Below are 19,111 nucleotides of genomic sequence, written 5' to 3' on the forward strand. Positions count from 1 at the left end.
CTACGCCCAGGACCAGATCGCCCTGAGCCCCGAATGGAAGGCGATGCTGGGGGCGCGGTTCGACGTCTTCGAGCAGTCGTTCCGGGAGCGCACCACCGGCACCCGGACCGACCAGGCCTATTTCGCCGCGTCGCCGCGGGCCGGCCTCCTCTATCAGGCGCTGCCGGAACTCGCCCTCTACGCCAATGTCGGCACGAGCTTCCGGCCGAATATCGGGCCCGACGCCGCCGCCTCGTCGTTCCGCGGGCCGTTCGCGCCGGAGACCGGCCTCGGCTACGAGGTCGGCACGAAGATCGACCTGTTCGGGGGCGCCTCGAGCCTCACCGGCGCGGCCTTCCGGGTCGAGCGGCAGAACGTGCTCACGCCCGACCCCGTCAATACCGGGTTCTCGATCGCCGCCGGCGCGGTGCGCAGCCAGGGCTTCGAGGTCACGGCGGCGGGCCGGCTCTCGCCGGAGGTCCAGATCCTCGCCGGCTACGTCTACGCCGACGCGGTCGTCACCAAGGACAACGTGCTGCCGGTCGGCGCCCCGCTCATCAACGTGCCGCGCCACAGCGGCAGCCTGCTCGCGGTCCACGAGGCGCAGGAGGGCCCCTGGAAGGGGTTCGGCATCGGCGGCGGCGTGCGCGCCGTCGGCGAGCGGGCGGGCGACGCCAAGGGCGGCGCGTTCCAGCTCCCGGGCTACATCGCGGTCGACGCGCTCGCCTATTACCGCTGGGAGAACGTCCGCTTCGGCCTGAACGTCGAGAACGTCTTCGACACCACCTATTACGCCTCGTCGCTGAGCGCGTTCCGGGTCTATCCGGGTGCGCCGCGCCGCTTCACCGGCACCCTGTCGGTGCGGTTCTGATGGCGCGCCGTCTCCGCAAGGGCGACATCCGCAACGGAGATACTCGCAAGGGCGACGCCGGCCGCGACGCGGCGGCGGCCCGCGCCCGGCGCTACCGCCAGGGGCTCGCGCCGGTGCTCGCCGCCATCGCCGGGGAAGCCGGCGCGACGCCGGAAGGCATCGCCGCCTCCCTCACCCGGCGCGGGGTGCGAAAGCCGCGCGGCGGCCGGGTCTGGACGCCGCCGGACGTGCGCCGGCTCCTCTCCCGCCTCGCCGCCGAGACCGCATCGTGATCGCCGCCGCACCCACCGCTCGCATCGGCGCGATCGACGCCCTGCGCGGCCTCGTGATGCTCCTGATGCTCGTCGACCACGTCCGGGAGTTCTTCTACTACCACGCCCAGGTCGGCGACCCGATGAACCTCGCGGTCACGGCGCCGGACCTCGCGGCGACGCGGCTCTCCGCGCATCTCTGCGCGCCGGTCTTCGTCCTGCTCACCGGCCTCTCGGCGAGCCTGTATGCCGGCAAGCACGGGCATGCGGCGGCGTCCCGCTTCCTCCTGACCCGCGGGCTGCTCCTGGTCGTCCTCGAGCTGACGCTGGTGAATCTCGCCTGGACCGGCGCTCTGCTGCCGCCGATCCTCTACCTGCAGGTGATCTGGGCGATCGGCCTCGGCATGATCGCGCTCGCCGGGCTGATCCGGCTGCCGCGGCCCGCCCTCGCGGCGGTCGCGCTCGCGATCATGCTCGGACACAACCTGCTCGACGGGGTCGTGCTCGCGCCCGGCGACGCCGGCTACACCCTGTGGTCGATCCTGCACCAGCGCGGATTCGTGGCCCTGCCCTGGGGCGTCGCCCGCACCTCGTACCCGGTGCTGGCCTGGATCGGCGTCGCCGCGGCCGGCTACTCCCTGGGGCCGTGGTTCGCCCTCGCGCCGGCCGACCGGCGCCGCCGGCTCGTCGCCCTCGGGGCGGCGTCCCTCGCCGGGTTCCTGGTGCTGCGGGGGCTGAACGGCTACGGCGACCCGACGCCCTGGCAGGCCGGCGCGACGCCCGGGGCGACGGTCCTGGCGTTCCTGAACCTCACCAAGTATCCGCCCTCGGCCGGCTTCCTGCTGATGACGCTCGGGACCGGGCTCTGGCTCCTCGCCCTGTTCGAGGCGCTGCCGGCGGCCCGCCTCGCCTGGCTGCGGGTGTTCGGCGGCGCGCCCCTGTTCTTCTACCTGCTGCACCTGTGGCTGCTGCGCGCGCTCTATCACCTCGCGCTCGGCCTCGGCCTGTTCATCGGGAGTTCCGGCCGGGTCGAGGCCGGCGCGCCGGCGCAGCTCTGGCTGATCGCCGCGCTGGTCGCCGTGCCGCTCTACGCGGCCTGCCGCTGGATGGTGGGGCTGAAGCGGCGGGGCCGGCACCCGGTGCTGAGCTATTTGTAAGGGGCGGGCGCGAGCTGCGCCCGCCCGCCGTCTCACATGTTGATGTAGTTCGGACCGCCCGGACCTTCCGGGGTGACCCAGTTGATGTTCTGGTTCGGGTCCTTGATATCGCAGGTCTTGCAGTGGACGCAGTTCTGCGCGTTGATCTGGTAGCGCGGCTCGGCGCCCTCCTCGATCCACTCGTAGACGCCGGCCGGGCAGTAGCGGCCGGACGGGCCGCCGAACACGTCGTGCTCGGAGGATTTCTGCAGGCCCATGTCCTTGACCTGGAGGTGGACCGGCTGGTCCTCCTCGTGGTTGGTGTTCGAGAGGTAGACCGACGAGAGCCGGTCGAAGGTCAGCACCCCGTCGGGCTTGGGATACTTGATCGGCTTCACGTCCTTGATCGGCTTGGTGCAGGCGTAATCCGGCTTGCCGTGGCTGAGCGTGCCGAACAGCGACAGGCCGGCGAGCTCGTTGAGCCACATGTCGAGGCCGCCCAGGCCCACGCCGATGACCGTGCCGTACTTGGACCACAGCGGCTTGACGTTGCGCACCCGCTTGAGGTCGTAGCCGATCGGGCTCGCGCGCCAGCCCTCTTCGTACGAGGTCAGCTCGTCCTGGGCCCGGCCGGCGGCGAGCGCCTCGTGGATCGCGCCCGCGGCCTGCATGCCCGACAGCACCGCGTTGTGCGAGCCCTTGATCCGCGGCACGTTGACGAAGCCGGCGGAGTCGCCGACGAGGCAGCCGCCCGGGAAGACCAGCTTCGGCACCGATTGCCAGCCGCCCTCCATGATCGCGCGCGCGCCGTAGCCGATGCGCTTGGCGCCCTCGAACACGTCGCGGATCATCGGGTGGGTCTTGAAGCGCTGGAACTCCTCGAACGGCGACAGGGTCGGGTTCTCGTAGTTCAGGTGCGTCACGAACCCGACCGAGACCAGGTGGTCGTCGAAGTGGTAGAGCCAGGAGCCGCCGCCGGCCTTGTTCGGCAGCGGCCAGCCCATCGAGTGCTGCACCAGCCCCGGCCGGAACTTCTCCGGCTTGACCTGCCACAGCTCCTTCACGCCGAGACCGTACTTCTGGTGGTCGGAGTTCTGGTTGAGGCGGTAGCGGTCGATCAGCTTCTTGGTCAGCGAGCCGCGGGCGCCCTCGCCGAACACCGTGTACTTGGCGCGCAGCTCCATGCCGCGGGTGAAGTCGTCGCGCGCCTCGCCCGAGCGGGCGACGCCGAGGTCGCCGGTGGCGATGCCCACCACCGCGCCGGCCTCGTCGTAGAGAATCTCGGCGGCCGGGAAGCCCGGATAGATCTCGACGCCGAGCTCCTCCGCCTTGCGGCCGAGATACTTCGTCACGTTGGAGAGCGAGCCGACGAAGTTGCCGTGGTTGCTCATCAGCTTCGGGAAGGCGATGTTCGGCATGCTGATGCCGCCCGCCGGCCCGAGGAACATGAACTCGTCCTTCACCACCTCGGTCTTGAGGGGGCGGTCCGGGTCCTCGCGCCAGTCGGGCACCAGCTTGTCGAGGCCGCTCGGGTCGACGACCGCGCCCGACAGGATGTGGGCGCCGACCTCGCTGCCCTTCTCGACGACCACCACCGACACCTCGGTGCCGGCTTCCGCCGCGAGTTGCTTCAGCTGGATGGCGGCAGCCAGCCCGGCCGGGCCCGCTCCGACGATCACCACGTCGAAGTCCATCGCCTCGCGTTCCGGCAGCTCCATCCTGGTCCTCCCCTGGTGTCCGATTGGTTCACATATAAACGATCTCGGGCCGCCTCAAGCGGTCCCAATGGCCGGACCGTGCGACGGCGTGTCCCCCGGCGCAAGCGTCCGCCCCCGGCCTCGCACGCGAGAATGCCTGTGCGCGTCCTGTCGCGCCTGTTGTCCACAGCCGCCCGAAACGCCACATCGTATCTATGGCACCCGACGCTCCCGACAGCCGCGACCTGCTCTCCTTCCTCGACTTCCACGTCGCGGCGGGCGTCGACGCCGTGCTGGACGAGACGCCGCACGACCGCTTCGCCGAACCGGAGGCGCCGCGCCGCGCCGCGCGGCAGGAGGCGGCCCGGCAGGACGCCGCGGACCCCGAGGCACCGCCGCGCCGGGCCGAGCCGGAGCCGATCCGGGCCGCGTCCCCGCCCCGGGATCCGCTGCGCCAGGAGGTCCCGCCCCGGGAGATTCCCCATCAGGAGATCCCTCGCGCGGAGGCACCCAGCACTTACGGCCGCTCCGCCGCCGCCGCGCCCGGCGAGGCGGCGGGCGATGCCCGCGAGCTCGCCGCCACCGCGGCGAGCCTGGAGGAGCTGGAAGGCCTGCTCGCCCGGTTCGAGAGCTGCGCGCTGCGCTTCACCGCCAAGAACCTCGTCTTCGCCGACGGCAACCCGCAGGCGCGGGTGATGTTCGTCGGCGAGGCGCCGGGGGCCGACGAGGACCGGGTCGGCAAGCCGTTCATGGGCCGCTCGGGCCAGCTCCTCGACCGGATGATGGCGGCGGTCGGGCTCGACCGTACCAACGCCTATGTCGGCAACGTCGTGCCGTGGCGCCCGCCGGGCAACCGCAACCCGACCCCGCAGGAGCTCGCGACCTGCAAGCCGTTCATCGAGCGGCAGATCGCGCTCGCCGATCCCGACATCCTGGTCTGCCTCGGCGGCGTCGCCACGCAGGCGCTCGCCGGCACCAAGGACGGCATCCTGAAGTCCCGCGGGCGCTGGTACCCCTACCGGACGGCCAAGCGCGAGATCCGGCTGCTCGCCACCCTGCATCCGGCCTACCTGCTGCGCCAGCCGCTGCAGAAGCGCCTCGCCTGGCGCGACTTCCGCGCGCTCCGCGCCGCCCTCGACGAGGGCGGGGCCTGAGCGGCGCGGAAGCGGAACCGTGCCGGCGCTCGTCGATTACCCTTGAGCCTCAGGCCTGCGCCGCGTAGCCGTCGCGGCCAAGGTTCACGGGCCGACGGGTAGCAGACCATGCGCTGGGAAGATTTTCGCACATCCGACAACGTCGAGGATCGCCGCGGCGAGGGTGGCGGCGGTGGCGGCTTCGGTTTCCCGGGCGGCGGCGCCGGGGGGCTCGGCATCGGCACCATCGTGATCCTGTGCATCATCGGCTGGGTCACCGGCATCAACCCGGCGATCCTGATCGGCGGCGCCGAGACGGTGACGCGCCAGCGCGCGCCCCAGGAACAGCAGCAGCAGGGCCAGCCCGACCGCCGCACCGGCGCCCCGACCGACCAGTCCGGCAAGTTCGCCGCCGCCATCCTCGGCAACACCGAGGACGTGTGGAAGCAGGTCCTGCCGAACCAGACCGGTCGCCAGTACACCCCGACCACGATGGTGCTCTATACCGGCGGCACCCGCAGCGGCTGCGGCCAGGCCCGGGCCGCCATGGGTCCGTTCTACTGCCCGCTCGACAAGAAGGTCTATCTCGACACGACCTTCTTCAAGGAGATGGAGCAGAAGTTCCACGTCAAGGGCGAGTTCGCCTACGCCTACGTGATCGCCCACGAGGTCGGCCACCACGTCCAGGACGTGCTCGGCATCCTGCCCAAGGTGCAGCAGAAGCAGCAGCAGGTCGGCGAGCGCGAATCGAACGCGCTGTCGGTGCGCGTCGAGCTGATGGCCGATTGCCTCGCCGGCGTCTGGGCCAAGAACTCGAACGACCGCTTCAACGCGCTCGAGCCCGGCGACATCGAGGAGGCGATGCAGGCGGCGAGCGCCATCGGCGACGACAAGCTGCAGAAGCAGAGCCAGGGCTACGTCGTGCCCGATTCCTTCACCCACGGCTCGTCGGCCCAGCGGATGCGCTGGTTCCAGACCGGCTACCGCAGCGGCCAGACCCAGTCCTGCGACACGTTCCGGGCCGCGCAGCTCTGATGGCAGGCCTGGACCTCGCCCGGGACTTCGTGCCCCTCGCCATCGCGGTGCTCACCGTCTCGGACACCCGCACGCTCGCGGACGACCGCTCGGGCGACACCCTGGCCGAGCGGCTCACGGGGGCCGGCCACCGCCTCGCCGCGCGGGCGATCGTGCCGGACGAGGTCGAGGCGATCCGCGCCCACGTGAAGGCCTGGGCGGCGGATCCCGGGATCGACGTCGTCATCACCACCGGCGGCACCGGCTTCACCGGCCGCGACGTGACGCCGGAGGCGCTGGAGCCGCTGTTCGAGAAGCGGATGGACGGGTTCTCCGCCATCTTCCACCGCATCTCCTACGACAAGATCGGCACCTCGACGCTGCAGTCGCGGGCGACCGCCGGGGTGGTGGACGCCACCTACGTGTTCGTGGTGCCGGGCTCGCCCGGCGCCTGCCGCGACGCCTGGGACGGCATCCTGGCGGCACAGCTCGATTACCGCCACCGGCCGTGCAACTTCGTCGAGATCATGCCGCGCCTCGACGAGCACCTGAAGCGGGGGGCGACTACCCCCGCAGCAGCGAGCCCCGCAGGGGCCTGACCGGCAGGCGGGTGCGGAACGGCAGCCCCGCCCGCAGCGCCTCGACCCGCACGAGGTCGCCGGCCCGCACCTGCCGCGTCCCGGTCAGCGCCTCGCGCCGGCCGGCGATGCGCTCGAGCAGGTTCGCGTGCGGGCGGCGCAGGCGGCCGACCCCCTCGGCCGTGGCCGTGGCGCCGAACCGGTCGAGCACCCGGATCCACCCCTCCGCCGGCACGTCGCCGGCCTCCAGGCACAGAATCCAGGGCCGGCGCGCCAAGCCTGCCGCCGCCGCCCAGGGGCTGCGGCCCTGCGCCACCAGGGCCGCCCCGGTGCTCTCCGCCATGGTGGCGACCTCCGGGTCGTCCGGATGGGCCGCCGCGATCACCGCATCGCCCACCACGCCCGCCGCGACGCCGGCCACCAGGGCGGCGAGGGTATCGGCGAGGGCGTCGATGCGCTCCGGATCGACCGCGCCCGGGAGATGGATGGCAGCCGTGAACATGATCGCGCCATAGCGGATGGGAAGCGGCGCGTCCTGCCTCGATCGGCGGCATTTCCGTCCCCCTTGTCATTGTTCATGATTTGTTCCAAGCTCGGCCACGATCGAGCGGAGGCCGGGATGGCAGCGGGATGCGGGCGGGAGGAGGGGCGGCGCCTCGCCGGATCGACCCCGGCGGCGGAGAGCCGGCGCGGGCGCGGCGCCACCGCCAACCCGACCGGCCGGTTCGAGGCCGCCGACCGCGAGGCCTTCGCCGACGGCTGGGACCGAGAGGACGACCTGCCGCCGCTGCGCACCGAGGTGACGCTCGAGCGGGCGCGCACCATCATCACCCGCAACGACTCGCCGGATATCGGCTTCGACCGCTCGATCAACCCGTATCGCGGCTGCGAGCACGGCTGCGTCTACTGCTTCGCCCGGCCGAACCACGCCTATGCCGGCCTCTCGCCGGGGCTCGATTTCGAGACCAGGCTGTTCGCCAAGCCCGACGCGGCGGTCCTGCTCGACCGCGAGCTGTCGGCCCGCGGCTACGAGGCCCGCACCATCGCGCTCGGCACCGCGACCGACCCGTACCAGCCGATCGAGCGGCGCCACCGCCTGACGCGGCAGGTCCTGGAGGTGCTGGCGCGCTTCCGCCACCCGGTCGGCCTCGTCACCAAGTCCGACCTCGTGCTGCGCGACCTCGACATCCTGGCGCCGATGGCCCGCGACGGGCTGGTGAAGGTCGCGCTCTCGGTCACCACCCTCGACCCCGACCTCGCCCGCCGGATGGAGCCCCGCGCCCCGCGGCCCGAGAAGCGGCTTGCGGCGATCCGGGCGCTCGCCGCGGCCGGGGTTCCCGTCATGGTGCTGGTGGCGCCGCTGATCCCGGGCCTCAACGACCACGAGATCGAAGCGGTGCTCGCCCGTGCCCGCGAGGCCGGGGCGAGCGAGGCCGGCGGCGTGCTGCTGCGCCTGCCGCACGAGCTCGCCGACCTGATGCGCGACTGGTTTGCCGAGCATTATCCCGACCGGGCCGGGCGGACCTTCTCGCTCCTCGCCCAGAGCCGGGGCGGCAAGGTCTACGACGCCACCTACGGACGGCGCTTCACCGGGACGGGGCCCTACGCCGATCTCCTCGACCGGCGGATGCGGGTGGCGATGACCCGGCTGGGTTACCCCACGGAGAGGCTGCGGCTGCGGACCGACCTGTTCGCGGTGCCGGTGCGGGTGGGCGGGCAGTACAGCCTGTTCTGAGAGGCGGGCCGGCGGAAGGAGCGCGGGATCCGACGAGTGCCGGGATACCGTCGCCATCGGCCGGAAGGCCTGCCGTGTATTTCCCCGGCGGACATCCCTGCTACCCTGCCGTCATGACCGGCGCGCTCCCACCCACCCTCGACACGCCCCGCCTCCGCCTGCGCCTCGTCGCCCCCGGGGATGCCGAGGCGACCAGCGCCCTGATGAGTCCGGCCGTGAGCCGGTGGCTCGCCTCCTGGCCGCTGCCCTTCACCGTCGGGATGGCGCGGGAGCGGATCGCCCTGGCGCGGTCCCTGGCCGAGGCCGGGCAGGCCCTGCCCCTCGCGGTGACCGCCCGGAGCACCGGCGAGCTCCTCGGCTGGATCATGCTGCACCGCACCTGCGACGACCCGCGGACCGGCACCCTCGGCTACTGGCTCGGCGAGGCGCATCACCGCCGGGGCTACCTGCGCGAGGCGGCCGCGGCCCTGCTCCCGGTCGCGGCCGCCCGGCTCGACCTCGACCGGATCGAGGCGAGCGCCCAGCCGGAGAATGCCGGCTCCTTCGCGGTGATGCGGGCCTGCGGCATGACCTTCCTGCGCGAGGACGTGGTCCACGCGCCGGCGAGGGGCCGCGACGAGCGCGTGCACGTCTACGGCATCGACCTCACTCGGCCGTCAGGCACAGCTCGAAGGTGATGCAGGCGGCGTTGGCGCCGCGCGTCAGGACGCCCTCGTGGATACCGCCCGCGACATCGACCACCGCGATGTCGAGATGGGCGACGGGGCGACCGTCCGGCCCCGGCCGCACGGTGCCGTCGCGGATCAGCACCTCGCTCGCATCGGTCGGGATCGCCCGGCCGTCGGCGAAGGCCGGCCGCACGATGCTGCCGATGCCGCGCACCCGCGCCGCCGCAAGGCCGTGCGCGCCGGCCGCCGCCTCGATCGCGGCGTGGATCTCCTCGTTCGGCTGGATCTTCAGCAGCAGGCAGGCCGCCGCGTCCGCGCCCGGACCCGCGGGCGTGAACAGCGAGAAGTTGGTCTCGGCATCCGGCTCGACCCGCCAGGCGGCGTCCGCGCTCCCCCAGGCCTCGGCCCGGACCGGGGCCGACACCACGACCTCGGCCGGCAGCAGGTGGCCGGCGCGGCGGCGTCTGTCCGGCTCGATCCAGGTGCCGTGGATGTGCAGGAAGGGCACGCCGTCGCGCTCGCCGAAGGTGGCGCTCGCCCGCTCCAGCCGCGTCTCGCCCGCCGGCCGGAAGGTCTCGCTGTAATAGGCGGCGTAGCGCGGCTCGGCGGAGAGCGCCGGCATCACGTAGGCGAAGGGCGAGAAGCCCCCGCCCGCGAGATGGACCACGCCGCCGCGCATCCCGGCCTCGGTGAGCGGCCCGGCGAGCGCGTCGAGGAGGGTGTGCCCCGGGGCGAGATCGAGGCTGCGCCGGAGGAGGCCGCCGCCGGCGGCGAGCCAGCGCTGCGTCCGCGGCGGGCCGGGCTGGGCGAGGGTGGCGAAGGGCGGGGCGTCGGCCCGCAACCCGGCCGCGCTCACCGCGGCACCCCCGATCCCTGCGCCTGCCCGCCGAGGAGGCCGGCCGCCTCCAGCTCCTCGCGCACCATCTTCTTTGTGATCTTGCCGTAGCCGGATTTCGGCAGCGACTCGCGCAGGATGACCCGGCGGGGCAGCTTGTAGCGGGCGACCTTGTCGAACAGGAACGCCATCACGTCGTCCTCGGACAGCGCCATGCCCTCGCGGGGGACGCAGACCGCGATGCCGATCTCGCCCCAGGTCGGGTCCGGCACGCCGAGCACCGCCGTCTCGGCCACCGCCGGATGAGCGAGGATCTTCTCCTCGATCTCCCGCGGATAGATGTTCGAGCCGCCCGAAATGTACATGTCGGAGGCGCGGCCGGTGATGTAGAGGAACCGCTCGTCGTCGAGGTAGCCGAGGTCGCCGGTGCGGAACCAGCCGTCCCGGAAGGCGTCGGCATTGGCCTTCGGGTTCTCCCAGTAGCCGGAGAAGACCGCAGGACCGCAGACGCAGATCTCGCCGGTCTCACCCGGTCCGACCTCGCGCCCTTCCGGGTCCTGGATCTGCACCTGCATGCCGGTGCGCTCGAAGCCGCAGGTGCCGATCTTCACGCCCGGCCCGTCCTCGGCCTCGTGGAGCGCAGGCGGCAGCACCGTGATGTTGCCGGTGACCTCGCCGAGGCCGAAATACTGCACGATCACGGCCCCCAGGGTGCGCAACGCCCGCTTCTGGTCCTCGCGGTACATCGGCGCGCCGGCATAGATGATGTAGCGCAGCGAGGAATGGTCGTTGGCCTCGACCGCCGGATGCTCGACCATCATCTTCAGGATGGTCGGCACCGTGAACATGTTGGTGACGCGGTGGCGCGCCACCAGGCCCCAGACCTCGGCCGCGTCGAAGCGCTCGGACCCCGGCAGGACCGAGGTCACCGCGCGGGCGACCTGCGCCACCGCGTGCACGCCGGCCCCGTGCGAGAGCGGCGCCACCACCAGCGAGGCGTCGGTCTCCGGGCCTGTGCCCGGCATCAGGTCGCAGAGGTGGTTGGTGACGACGAAGGCCATCTGGCCGTGGGTCAGCACCGCGGCCTTCGGCTTGCCGGTGGTGCCGGAGGTGTAGAAGAACCAGCACGGGTCGTCGTGCTCGACCGCGGCGTTGGCGAATACCCGCCCCTCGCCCTCGGCGAGCAGGTCCTCGTAGGCCTCGCCCGCGCCCGGCCCGTCGCCGATCACGACGACGCGGGACAGGGCCGGGCAGGCGGCCCGCACGGCGGCGACGTGGTCGGGATAATCGGCGTGGCACAGGAAGGCGGTCGCGCCCGATTGGCCGGCCAGGTAGGCGACGTCGTCCGGCATCAGCCGGAAGTTCGTCGGCACGAACACCGCGCCGAGCCGGAACGCCGCGTACATGATCTCCAGGATGGCGTTGCCGTTGCGGGCATGGACCAGCAGGCGGTCGCCCTTGCGGATTCCCCGGGCGGCGAGGGCGGCGGCCAGGGCCGAGACCCGGGCGTCGAACCGCCTCCAGCTCCAGCTCCGCTCGCCCCACACGATGGCCGGACGGTCGGGGTGGCGCGCCGCGGCCTGGGTGAGGCAATGGGCGAGGTTCATCACCCGGCGCGACATCGGCGTCATCGCGGGCGTCATCGGGCGGTCTTCCGGCTCCGGGCGCTCAGGCTCGTGGTGCTCACGCGGCTCGTCCTCCCTCGCGGCGCCGGCCGTTCGGCTCGTGCGCGTCGGGACGCAGCTTACGACGGTCCGGGGCGCGAGCGGAAGCGCGAGCTGCGCATGCGCCGCCTCACGCGACGCGCGACTTGAAGCTGAGCCGGTGATGCCGGGTCGGGCCCAGCGTCGTCATGGCGGCGCGGTGCGCGGCGGTGCCGTAGCCGACGTTGCGCTCCCAGGCATAGGCCGGGTGGCGCGCCGCCAGCGCCCGCATCAGCCGGTCGCGCACCACCTTGGCGACGATCGAGCTCGCGGCGATCTGCGGCACCAGCCGGTCGCCGCCGACGAAGGCGCGGCAGGGCAGGGGCAGGCCGGGGGGCACGTCGCGCCCGTCCACCGCCACCTCGGCGGCGATGCCGAGCCGCGCGACCGCCCGGCGCATCGCGTCGAGGGTGGCGGCGCGCACGTTGATCCGGTCGATCAGGTCGCGCGAGGCGCCGGCGAGCGCGACGCGGCCGGAGGCCCGGATGCGCGGCGCCAGGCGCTCGCGGGTGGCGGCGTCGAGGCGCTTGCTGTCGTCGAGGGCCTCGAGCAGGTCCGGAGGCAGGGCGGCGGGGTCGAAATGCACCGCCGCCACGATCACCGGACCGCACAGGGCGCCGCGGCCGACCTCGTCGCAGCCGATGAGGACGGGGTAGCGGGCGGCGTGGCGGGCATCGAAGGGGCGCATGACCCGGTTCTGCAACCCTGCCGGTTTCGAAATCCTCTCCTGCAATCCGTGTCGTTCCCTTCTCGGCCGAGCGGGGCGATGATCGGGGCTCGAGACGACGCGCCGAGGCGCCGGATCGCGGGAGGAGGCCGGGGCGTGCCGCTCCCGCGCTCCGGCCCGCCCGGCCCGGATTTCGCCGCAGGAGGTACGCCGCCCATGAAGGTCGCCCTCGTCGTCGCCGCGCTCTCCCTCGTCCAGCCGGTCCATTCCTGGTACCCCTTCGAGTGCTGCTCGGACCAGGATTGCGAGCCGATCTCCGACGCCGTCGAGGTGCCGGGCGGCTACCAGACGCACGGGATCTTCGTGCCGATGGCGAAGGTGCGGCCGAGCCAGGACGGGCGCTACCACTGGTGCCACCGCGGCGGCACCGTGTTCTGCTTCTTCGCGCCGCTCGCGGGCTGACCGCCGCGGCGCGGCCGCCTTGGCAAGCTGCCCTCCTTGGCAGGCTGCCCTTGGGCTGGCACCACGGGCGGCCGGGCACGTTCCGTTGCGGCTGGCCCTGCGAAGAAGACTTGATCCTGCGAGGAAGACTCGCCCTGCGAAGAGGAGGATGCATGACCACGCCGCCGCGGCAGAACCGCTTCCTGGCGCTCGCCCTGCCCGTCGCCTTCCTGGCCGGGGCCCTGACGGCCGGGTTCTGGACGCTCGACCACATCCGGATCGGCCGGGCCCGGGCGCTCGCGGCGCAGATGTGGATGCAGCCATAGGGGCTCAAAAAAGGACCGCGCTCCTTGAGGGGAGGCGGCCCTGAAGTCGGTTTGGGTCTCGAAACCTCTGGAGGAGGCCCGGCCCGCCGACATCGCGGGGGCTGGGGGGCTGGGTACCGGAGCGGCCGGCGGACCGGGCCAAGAGGTCGATCCCTGTCTACGCGCGCATCAAGGCCGGCGCTTGGCGCGATTGTGGTGATTTGTGGGCGGATGCGTCCGGCCTCGTGCCGTTTCGTTTCGGAACCATGCGTTAACGGATGGGTGTCGCGCCGGCGCAACCCTTGCGAGGCCGTTTCGGCCATCCCATCATGGTCTGGCCGGCCTTTCGCCGGCTCACGGCGCCAGACGCGGCGCGAATCACCCCCGACCGACAGGAGGAGCGATGAGCGAGGGAGAGGCGACCGAGAGCCGGAGCGCCGGTGCCGGTGCCCACGTGGTGCCCTTCCCGCGCGCCGCACCGCAGGTGTCATTCCATCGCGACGAGCTGCGCATCATCCTGAATCTCTACGGCCGCATGGTCGCCGACGGCGAGTGGCGGGACTACACGATCGATTTCACCCGCGAGAAGGCGGTGTTCGCCATCCACCGCCGCACCTCGGAGCGGCCGCTCTTCCGGATCGAGAAGGATCCCCGCCTCGCACGCCGCCAGGGCGCCTACGCGGTGATCGCCGAGACCGGCCGCATCCTGAAGCGCGGCCACGACCTGGCGCAGGTGCTGCGGGTGCTGGAGAAGCCGCTCCGGGTGGTGTGAGGGTTCCAAGGCCCCGGCCGCGCCGCCGTGAACCCTCTCCCCTTTGCGGGGGAGGGTTGGGGTTGCGCGAATTCCGGAGGTCGCGAACACCTCCTCTTAACGCTCCCGCGCATCCCCCCGTCCTTCACGCTCCGGCAATCATCTTTGCCAACCGGAACGACAGGTTTCCCGGCGGATTATCGCTTGGCTGACAAGGTCACGCTTGAGGACCGCAGGGATGCACAAGCAGAATGAATGGGCCGCGGCGGCGTTCGTCGCGGCGATGCTGGCGGCCGGTCCGGCCGCTTCGCGGGAGCTGGTCGCGTTCGACGCGGCGGCGGACGCCGGCACGGTGGTGGTGCGGACCACCGAGCGGCGGCTGTACTTCGTCAACGGCGACGGGACGGCGATCCGCTATCCGGTCGCCGTCGGCAAGGCCGGCAAGCAGTGGACGGGCTACGCCCGCATCGACGGAAAGTACCTCCGGCCGGCCTGGTCGCCGCCCGACGAGGTCAAGCGCGACAATCCCCGCCTGCCGGAGGTGATCGCCGGCGGCTCGCCGAGCAACCCGATGGGCGTCGCCGCGCTGACCCTCGACCGGGGCGAGTACGCGATCCACGGCACCAACCGGCCGGGCTCGATCGGGACCTTCGCGTCCTACGGCTGCATCCGGATGTACAACCAGGATGTCGCCGACCTGTACGGCCGCGTCCAGGTCGGCACCACCGTGGTGGTGACGCGCTGAAGCCGCGTCAGCCCTCGCGCCCGTGCACCTGCGCGGGCGGCGAGGTCGCCTCGACCGCCGTGAAGGTCTCGAGGATGCGGTAGGTATGCGTGGCGCCGGCCGGGACCAGCCAGGAATCGCCGGGCTCCAGCCGCACGCTCTGGCCCTCGACCTGCAGCTCGGCCCGGCCCGCAATGACGTAGCCGACGGTCTCGTAGTCGCGGGCGGCGCTCGGCTTGTCGTCGGTCGGCGGCTCGTCGACCCACAGGCGCATCGCCACGTGCTTGCCGGAGGCGAGGTAGCGCTGGCCGTCCGGCCCCTGCGGCGACTGCCCGCCGGACACCTTCTTGATCGTCGCGTCGCCCATGGTTTCCGCTCCTGTCGGGAATCTCGCGACCCCAACGGGAACGGATGCGGGACGTTCCCGAAGCACCCGCCCGAGCGACGCCGGGTCACCGGAGCGAGGCGGCGATGGCCCGCTGGATGCCGCGGATGTCGGCCCCGCGCTTGAGCGTGCGCGTGATCGGGTCGGGGCGGCCCGAGACCCAGATCGTCAGTTCCGAATCGAGGTCGAAATTGCCGGCATTCTCGATCGCGAACGAGGTGATCGCCCGGTAGGGCACCGTGAGGTAGGACACCTTGCGGCCGGTGACGCCCTGCTTGTCGACCAGGATCATCCGCCGGTCGGTGAAGACCATCAGGTCGCGGATCACCCGGAACGCCACCTGCACCGTCTCGCCCGGGACCAGCATCCCGTCGAGCTCCCGGGCCACCGCTTCCGGGGCCGCGTCGCTGCCGTGGCCGAGCAGGCCGTCGAGCAAGCCCATCGTCGTCGCCCCTCAGAAGTCGGTCGCCAGGCCCTTCACCTCCCAGTCGTCGTAGCGCACCGGCTCGAGGCCGCCGCGCCCGTTGATCTCGCGCTCGCGCCGGATCTCCTCGGCCCGGGCGTCGATCTCGGCGCGGCGCGCCTCGGCCTCGGCCAGGGCACGCCGCGCCGCCGGCGACAGGGTTTTCACGGGGGCCTCGACGGCAGGGGTCTCGCTCTCGCTCATCGGTCGTTTCTCGCTGGTCGGGGTCCGGGATGCGGAATTCCTGGGGGCGGAGCCCGTGCGGCGGCGCTTGCATCTCGGGCGGCCGGATGCCACCCCGGCGCAAGGCCGCCGGTCCCTCCGAGGTGGAGGGCGCGGGCGGCAGCGTCAAGGTCGGGCCCGGATGCGGGCCGGCGCATCCGCGCGCGGCGCGCGGCGAGGGGTCGGGTCGAGGTGGGGATGGACGGACAGCACACAGAGGTCGCGGGCCTGCCGGCGCGGCGCCTCGCCTGGGGGACCGTGGCGGACCTCCTCGGCAAGAACCGCGGCACGGCACTGGAAGATGCGATCGAGCCCGCGATGCAGCGGGCCGTGCTGCCGCCGCAGGACGCCGCCCTCGCCCGGGCCATCGCGGCGACGACGTTCCGCCATCTCGGGGTGATCCGCCACGCGCTGCACCAGCGCCTCGCCAAGGGCCTGCCGGAGGACCAGCCGGGCCTCGTCGCCCTGCTCGCCACCGGCGCGGCGCAGATCCTCTACCTCAACGTCCAGGACCACGCCGCGGTCGACCTCGCGGTGCGCCTCGCCAAGGCCGAGCCGGGCCTGCAGCACCTCGCCGGCCTCGCCAACGCGGTCCTGCGCCGGATCGTCCGCGAGCGCGACGAGATCCGCCGCGAGGGCGACGCCGAGCCCCTGCGCCTCAACACGCCGGACTGGCTGGCGCGGCGCTGGATCGCCGCCTACGGCGAGGAGACCGCCCGGGCCATCGCGGCGGCCAATGCCCGCGGGGCCGGGCTCGACCTCACCCTGCGCCCCGGCGCGGCGCTTCCCGACGGGCTGGAGGGGCGGCGGCTGCCGGGGTCCTTGAGCCTGCGCCTCGACGATGCCCGCACGGCGGTGCCCGACCTGCCGGGCTTCGCGGAGGGCGCCTGGTGGGTGCAGGACGCCGCCGCCGCCTTCCCGGCCCATCTCCTCGCGGTGCGCCCCGGCGAGCGGGCGGTCGATCTCTGCGCGGCTCCCGGCGGCAAGACCGCCCAGCTCGCGGCGGCCGGCGCCGAGGTCCTGGCGGTCGACCGCTCGGCCCCGCGCCTGCGCCGGCTGGAGGCCAACCTCGCCCGGCTCGGGCTCACCGCCGAGGTGCGGGCGGTCGACGCGCTGGCCCTGCCGGAGGACCGGCCCTTCGACGCGGTGCTCCTCGACGCGCCGTGCAGCGCCACCGGCACGGTGCGGCGCCATCCCGACGTGCCGTGGGCGAAGGGCGAGGGCGACCTCACGCGCCTCGTCGCGCTCCAGCGCAGGCTCCTCGACAAGGCGGCGCGGCTCACCCGCCCGGGCGGGCGCCTCGTCTACTGCACCTGCTCCCTCGAGCCGGAGGAGGGCGAGCACCAGGCCGAGGCGTTCCTGTCCTGCCATCCCGACTTCGCCCGCCGCCCGATCGCCCCCGAGGAGGTCGGCGACGCCGGCCTCGTCACCGCCGCCGGCGACCTGCGCACCCTGCCGTCGCACTGGCCGGAGGAGGGCGCCGCCGCCGACCTGCGCGGGCGCGGCGGCCTCGACGGCTTCTACGCCGTTCGGCTGGAGCGGCGCCCGGCGTGAGGCGGGCGCGGAACCTGTTCACAGGGCGATCCCGCGATTTGACCGCGCGATGATCCTTGACCATTCCTTGACGAGGGCAGCTGCCGTGAGGCGACGGGCGCCGGGCAGGAGGTGGCGTGGGTTGGGGGCCTGACCGCTGGCGGTTCTACCGGCTCGTCGGGCACGAGGCGGGGCGCATCGTGCGCGGTGCGTTCGTCCGCGCGACCTCGCGGCCCTCGGCGCTGGCGCGCCTGCGCCCGACCGGCCTCGTCATCGCGCCGCAGGACCTGCGCACCAGCGACGCGACCATCGCGGCCGACATCTATGCCGGGCTGTTCGTCTTCGCCGGCCGGGCGCTCGCCACCGGCGGGCGCTCGCCGTTCGACTTCGCGCCGCCCTCGATCCAGTGGGGCGAGGCGCTCTACGGCTTCGGCTGGCTGCGCCACCTGCGCGCCGCCGAGAGCGCCTTGTCGCGCGCGAACGCCCGCGCCTTCGTGCAGGACTTCATGGCGGGGCGCGGCGACCGCGTGCTGGCGCAGCGCCCCGCCGTGGTCGCGCGGCGGCTGATTTCGCTCCTGTCCCAGTCGCCGCTGGTGCTGGAGGGCGCCGACCACGCCTTCTACCAGGCCTTCCTGCGGCAGATCGGGCGCTGCACCCGGGCTCTCGACCGGGCCCTGCGCCGCGGGATGCTGCCGCGCGACCGGCTCGTCGCCGCGGTGGCGCTCACCTATGCCGGCCTGTGCTGCGAGGGCTTCGAGCCGGTGCTGCGCCGGGGCACCCGGCTGCTGCACCGCGAGCTGACCCGCCAGATCCTGCCCGACGGCGGGCACCGCAGCCGCGATCCGGGCTTCGCCAAGGACCTGCTCCTCGATCTCCTGCCCCTGCGCCAGAGCTTCCTCAGCCGCGACATCGCCCCGCCGGAGGCCCTGCTCAACGCCGTCGACCGGATGCTGCCGCTCCTGCGGCTCCTGCGCCACGGCGACGCCTCGCTCGGGCACCACAACGGCATGGGGGCGACCGCCGCCGACCAGCTCGCCACCCTGCTGGTCTACGACGGGGCCCTGGCCAAGCCCCTGATGCACGCGCCGCATTCCGGCTACGCCCGCCTCGAGGGCGCGGGCGGCACCCTGGTGGTGGCCGATATCGGCGCGGCCCCGCCCCCGGCCTATTCGGTGGTGGCGGGGGCCGGCTGCCTGTCGTTCGAGCTGTCCTGCGGGGCGCAGCGGCTAGTGGTGAATTGCGGCATGCCGGCCACCGGGGAGGAGATGCGCGAGCTCTCCCGCACCACGGCGGCGCATTCCACCGCCTGCCTCGCCGACACCTCGTCCTGCCGCTTCCTCGCCCTGCCGCATCCGGGCCTGATCCACCCGCTCGCCGCCTGGCTGACGCGCCGGATGGGGCCGATCATCGTGCGCGGGCCGGCGGAGGTCGCGGTCGAGCGCGGCAGCGACGCGGAGGGGGCGAGCGTGCTCGCCGCCCGGCACGACGGCTACGTGCCGACCCTCGGCCTCAGGCACGAGCGGCGCTGGCGCCTGCACGCCGACGGCGCGCTCCTCGAAGGGCACGACGGCTTCGTGGCCGAGACCGGCGCCCGCGGCGACCCGGTCGGCTCCGGCGACCCGGTCGCGGCGGCGATCCGCTTCCATCTCCACCCGAGCGTGCGCGCGAGCCGGGTCGGGCGCGGCGTGCACCTCGCCGGGGCCGGCGCGCCATGGCTGTTCGAGGTCGACGAGATCGACCCGGTGATCGAGGAGAGCGTGTTCTTCGCCGCCTTCAACGGCGCCCGCCGCACCGAGCAGATCGTGCTCCACCTCACGGTCGGCGACGGCACCCGGGTCGCGTGGCGCTTCCGCCGGCTGGGCTAGAGCAGCGCCCGATCACGGTGCCACACGGTCCACGACAGCGCGACCTCGGCCCGACCATAAGGGCGGACGATCCTCGTGAGCCTCCCCCTTTCCCGGACGACTGAAACGACGTGGAAGGAGATCCGGGATCCAGCGGAAAAGTGCCGCGAAGCGGC

The 19,111-nt window shown here is 73.2% G+C and carries 22 protein-coding genes; 14 read left to right on the forward strand and 8 right to left on the reverse strand.

Annotated features, from left to right (window positions below; all coding sequences use genetic code 11):
• The 3 genes from A5481_RS28265 to A5481_RS28275 all read left to right on the forward strand — a co-directional run.
• The coding region (locus tag A5481_RS28265) for a TonB-dependent receptor (RefSeq protein ID WP_156655662.1) at nt 1–850 on the forward strand (850 nt) is incomplete at its 5' end.
• A complete protein-coding gene (locus tag A5481_RS28270) occupies nt 850–1,122 on the forward strand; it encodes a hypothetical protein (protein ID WP_048434373.1) in 273 nt (90 codons plus the stop codon). The genes A5481_RS28265 and A5481_RS28270, both read left to right, overlap by 1 nt.
• Nucleotides 1,119–2,258 (forward strand): acetyltransferase domain-containing protein, encoded by a 1,140-nt coding sequence (locus tag A5481_RS28275; protein ID WP_280818850.1) that lies wholly within the window; start codon nt 1,119–1,121, stop codon nt 2,256–2,258. The genes A5481_RS28270 and A5481_RS28275 overlap by 4 nt, the downstream gene beginning before the upstream one ends.
• A 32-nt stretch (nt 2,259–2,290) precedes the next feature.
• Here the strand turns inward: A5481_RS28275 and A5481_RS28280 are convergent, their stop codons facing one another.
• The gene (locus A5481_RS28280) at nt 2,291–3,955 is read right to left on the reverse strand and encodes an electron transfer flavoprotein-ubiquinone oxidoreductase (RefSeq protein WP_048434352.1); all 1,665 of its coding nucleotides are present in this window, start codon (nt 3,953–3,955) and stop codon (nt 2,291–2,293) included.
• Between the two features lie 194 nt (nt 3,956–4,149).
• On the opposite strand from A5481_RS28280, the gene A5481_RS28285 reads away from it, so the two are divergent.
• From A5481_RS28285 to moaB, 3 genes are all read left to right on the forward strand, one after another.
• Complete coding sequence (locus A5481_RS28285; RefSeq protein ID WP_048434351.1) at nt 4,150–5,088, forward strand: uracil-DNA glycosylase; 939 nt, start codon at nt 4,150–4,152, stop codon at nt 5,086–5,088.
• Between the two features lie 108 nt (nt 5,089–5,196).
• The gene (gene ypfJ / locus A5481_RS28290; RefSeq protein ID WP_048434350.1) at nt 5,197–6,102 is read left to right on the forward strand and encodes a KPN_02809 family neutral zinc metallopeptidase; all 906 of its coding nucleotides are present in this window, start codon (nt 5,197–5,199) and stop codon (nt 6,100–6,102) included.
• Entirely contained in the window at nt 6,102–6,680 is a 579-nt protein-coding gene (gene moaB / locus A5481_RS28295) for a molybdenum cofactor biosynthesis protein B (protein WP_048434349.1), read from the forward strand. The genes ypfJ and moaB overlap by 1 nt, the downstream gene beginning before the upstream one ends.
• Here moaB and A5481_RS28300 read toward each other — a convergent pair.
• Nucleotides 6,646–7,161 carry a hypothetical protein gene (locus A5481_RS28300; RefSeq protein ID WP_048434348.1) on the reverse strand — a complete coding sequence of 172 codons (516 nt, stop codon included), beginning with the start codon at nt 7,159–7,161 and terminating at the stop codon, nt 6,646–6,648. The two genes, moaB and A5481_RS28300, sit on opposite strands and share 35 nt — an antisense overlap.
• Before the next feature lie 117 nt (nt 7,162–7,278).
• Here A5481_RS28300 and A5481_RS28305 point away from each other — a divergent pair, with 117 nt between their 5' ends.
• Both A5481_RS28305 and A5481_RS28310 read left to right on the forward strand, forming a co-directional pair.
• On the forward strand, nt 7,279–8,394 hold the full coding sequence (locus A5481_RS28305; RefSeq protein WP_048434347.1) for a PA0069 family radical SAM protein: 1,116 nt from the start codon (nt 7,279–7,281) through the stop codon (nt 8,392–8,394).
• Between the two features lie 113 nt (nt 8,395–8,507).
• Complete coding sequence (locus tag A5481_RS28310; RefSeq protein ID WP_053082387.1) at nt 8,508–9,071, forward strand: GNAT family N-acetyltransferase; 564 nt, start codon at nt 8,508–8,510, stop codon at nt 9,069–9,071.
• On the opposite strand, the gene A5481_RS28315 is transcribed toward A5481_RS28310, so the two are convergent.
• The 3 genes from A5481_RS28315 to A5481_RS28325 all read right to left on the reverse strand — a co-directional run bounded on the left by A5481_RS28315 (nt 9,040) and on the right by A5481_RS28325 (nt 12,288).
• Nucleotides 9,040–9,918 (reverse strand): PCC domain-containing protein, encoded by an 879-nt coding sequence (locus A5481_RS28315; protein ID WP_245238860.1) that lies wholly within the window; start codon nt 9,916–9,918, stop codon nt 9,040–9,042. The two genes, A5481_RS28310 and A5481_RS28315, sit on opposite strands and share 32 nt — an antisense overlap.
• A complete protein-coding gene (locus A5481_RS28320) occupies nt 9,915–11,528 on the reverse strand; it encodes an acyl-CoA synthetase (RefSeq protein WP_048434369.1) in 1,614 nt (537 codons plus the stop codon). The genes A5481_RS28315 and A5481_RS28320 overlap by 4 nt, the downstream gene beginning before the upstream one ends.
• Before the next feature lie 163 nt (nt 11,529–11,691).
• Entirely contained in the window at nt 11,692–12,288 is a 597-nt protein-coding gene (locus tag A5481_RS28325) for a ribonuclease HII (protein ID WP_048434368.1), read from the reverse strand.
• A 195-nt stretch (nt 12,289–12,483) separates the two neighbouring features.
• On the opposite strand from A5481_RS28325, the gene A5481_RS28330 reads away from it, so the two are divergent.
• The 4 genes from A5481_RS28330 (at nt 12,484) to A5481_RS28340 (ending at nt 14,509) form a co-directional block, all read left to right on the forward strand.
• Nucleotides 12,484–12,729 carry a hypothetical protein gene (locus tag A5481_RS28330; RefSeq protein WP_048434346.1) on the forward strand — a complete coding sequence of 82 codons (246 nt, stop codon included), beginning with the start codon at nt 12,484–12,486 and terminating at the stop codon, nt 12,727–12,729.
• Nucleotides 12,730–12,881: 152 nt separating this feature from the next.
• Nucleotides 12,882–13,034: a hypothetical protein gene (locus tag A5481_RS34280; protein WP_156311863.1), complete on the forward strand. Its 153-nt coding sequence runs from the start codon at nt 12,882–12,884 to the stop codon at nt 13,032–13,034.
• Between the two features lie 382 nt (nt 13,035–13,416).
• Nucleotides 13,417–13,785 (forward strand): DUF2794 domain-containing protein, encoded by a 369-nt coding sequence (locus tag A5481_RS28335; protein ID WP_048434345.1) that lies wholly within the window; start codon nt 13,417–13,419, stop codon nt 13,783–13,785.
• Between the two features lie 217 nt (nt 13,786–14,002).
• Nucleotides 14,003–14,509 (forward strand): L,D-transpeptidase, encoded by a 507-nt coding sequence (locus A5481_RS28340; RefSeq protein ID WP_048434344.1) that lies wholly within the window; start codon nt 14,003–14,005, stop codon nt 14,507–14,509.
• 7 nt (nt 14,510–14,516) lie between these two features.
• Here A5481_RS28340 and A5481_RS28345 read toward each other — a convergent pair whose 3' ends face one another.
• The 3 genes from A5481_RS28345 to A5481_RS28355 all read right to left on the reverse strand — a co-directional run bounded on the left by A5481_RS28345 (nt 14,517) and on the right by A5481_RS28355 (nt 15,540).
• Nucleotides 14,517–14,855, reverse strand: coding sequence for a cupin domain-containing protein (locus A5481_RS28345; protein WP_048434343.1), 339 nt, complete (start codon nt 14,853–14,855; stop codon nt 14,517–14,519).
• An 85-nt stretch (nt 14,856–14,940) separates the two neighbouring features.
• Nucleotides 14,941–15,315, reverse strand: a complete 375-nt coding sequence (locus tag A5481_RS28350) for a PH domain-containing protein (protein WP_048434342.1) — start codon at nt 15,313–15,315, stop codon at nt 14,941–14,943.
• A 12-nt stretch (nt 15,316–15,327) separates the two neighbouring features.
• Nucleotides 15,328–15,540 carry a DUF1674 domain-containing protein gene (locus A5481_RS28355; RefSeq protein WP_048434341.1) on the reverse strand — a complete coding sequence of 71 codons (213 nt, stop codon included), beginning with the start codon at nt 15,538–15,540 and terminating at the stop codon, nt 15,328–15,330.
• A 216-nt stretch (nt 15,541–15,756) separates the two neighbouring features.
• Between A5481_RS28355 and A5481_RS28360 the strand changes: the two genes are divergently transcribed.
• The gene (locus A5481_RS28360; RefSeq protein WP_048434340.1) at nt 15,757–17,112 is read left to right on the forward strand and encodes an RsmB/NOP family class I SAM-dependent RNA methyltransferase; all 1,356 of its coding nucleotides are present in this window, start codon (nt 15,757–15,759) and stop codon (nt 17,110–17,112) included.
• A gap of 116 nt (nt 17,113–17,228) precedes the next feature.
• On the forward strand, nt 17,229–18,956 hold the full coding sequence (locus A5481_RS28365; RefSeq protein WP_048434339.1) for a heparinase II/III family protein: 1,728 nt from the start codon (nt 17,229–17,231) through the stop codon (nt 18,954–18,956).
• Nucleotides 18,957–19,111 lie beyond the last annotated feature (155 nt).

Source organism: Methylobacterium platani (genome assembly GCF_001653715.1).
Taxonomy (GTDB): domain Bacteria; phylum Pseudomonadota; class Alphaproteobacteria; order Rhizobiales; family Beijerinckiaceae; genus Methylobacterium; species Methylobacterium platani.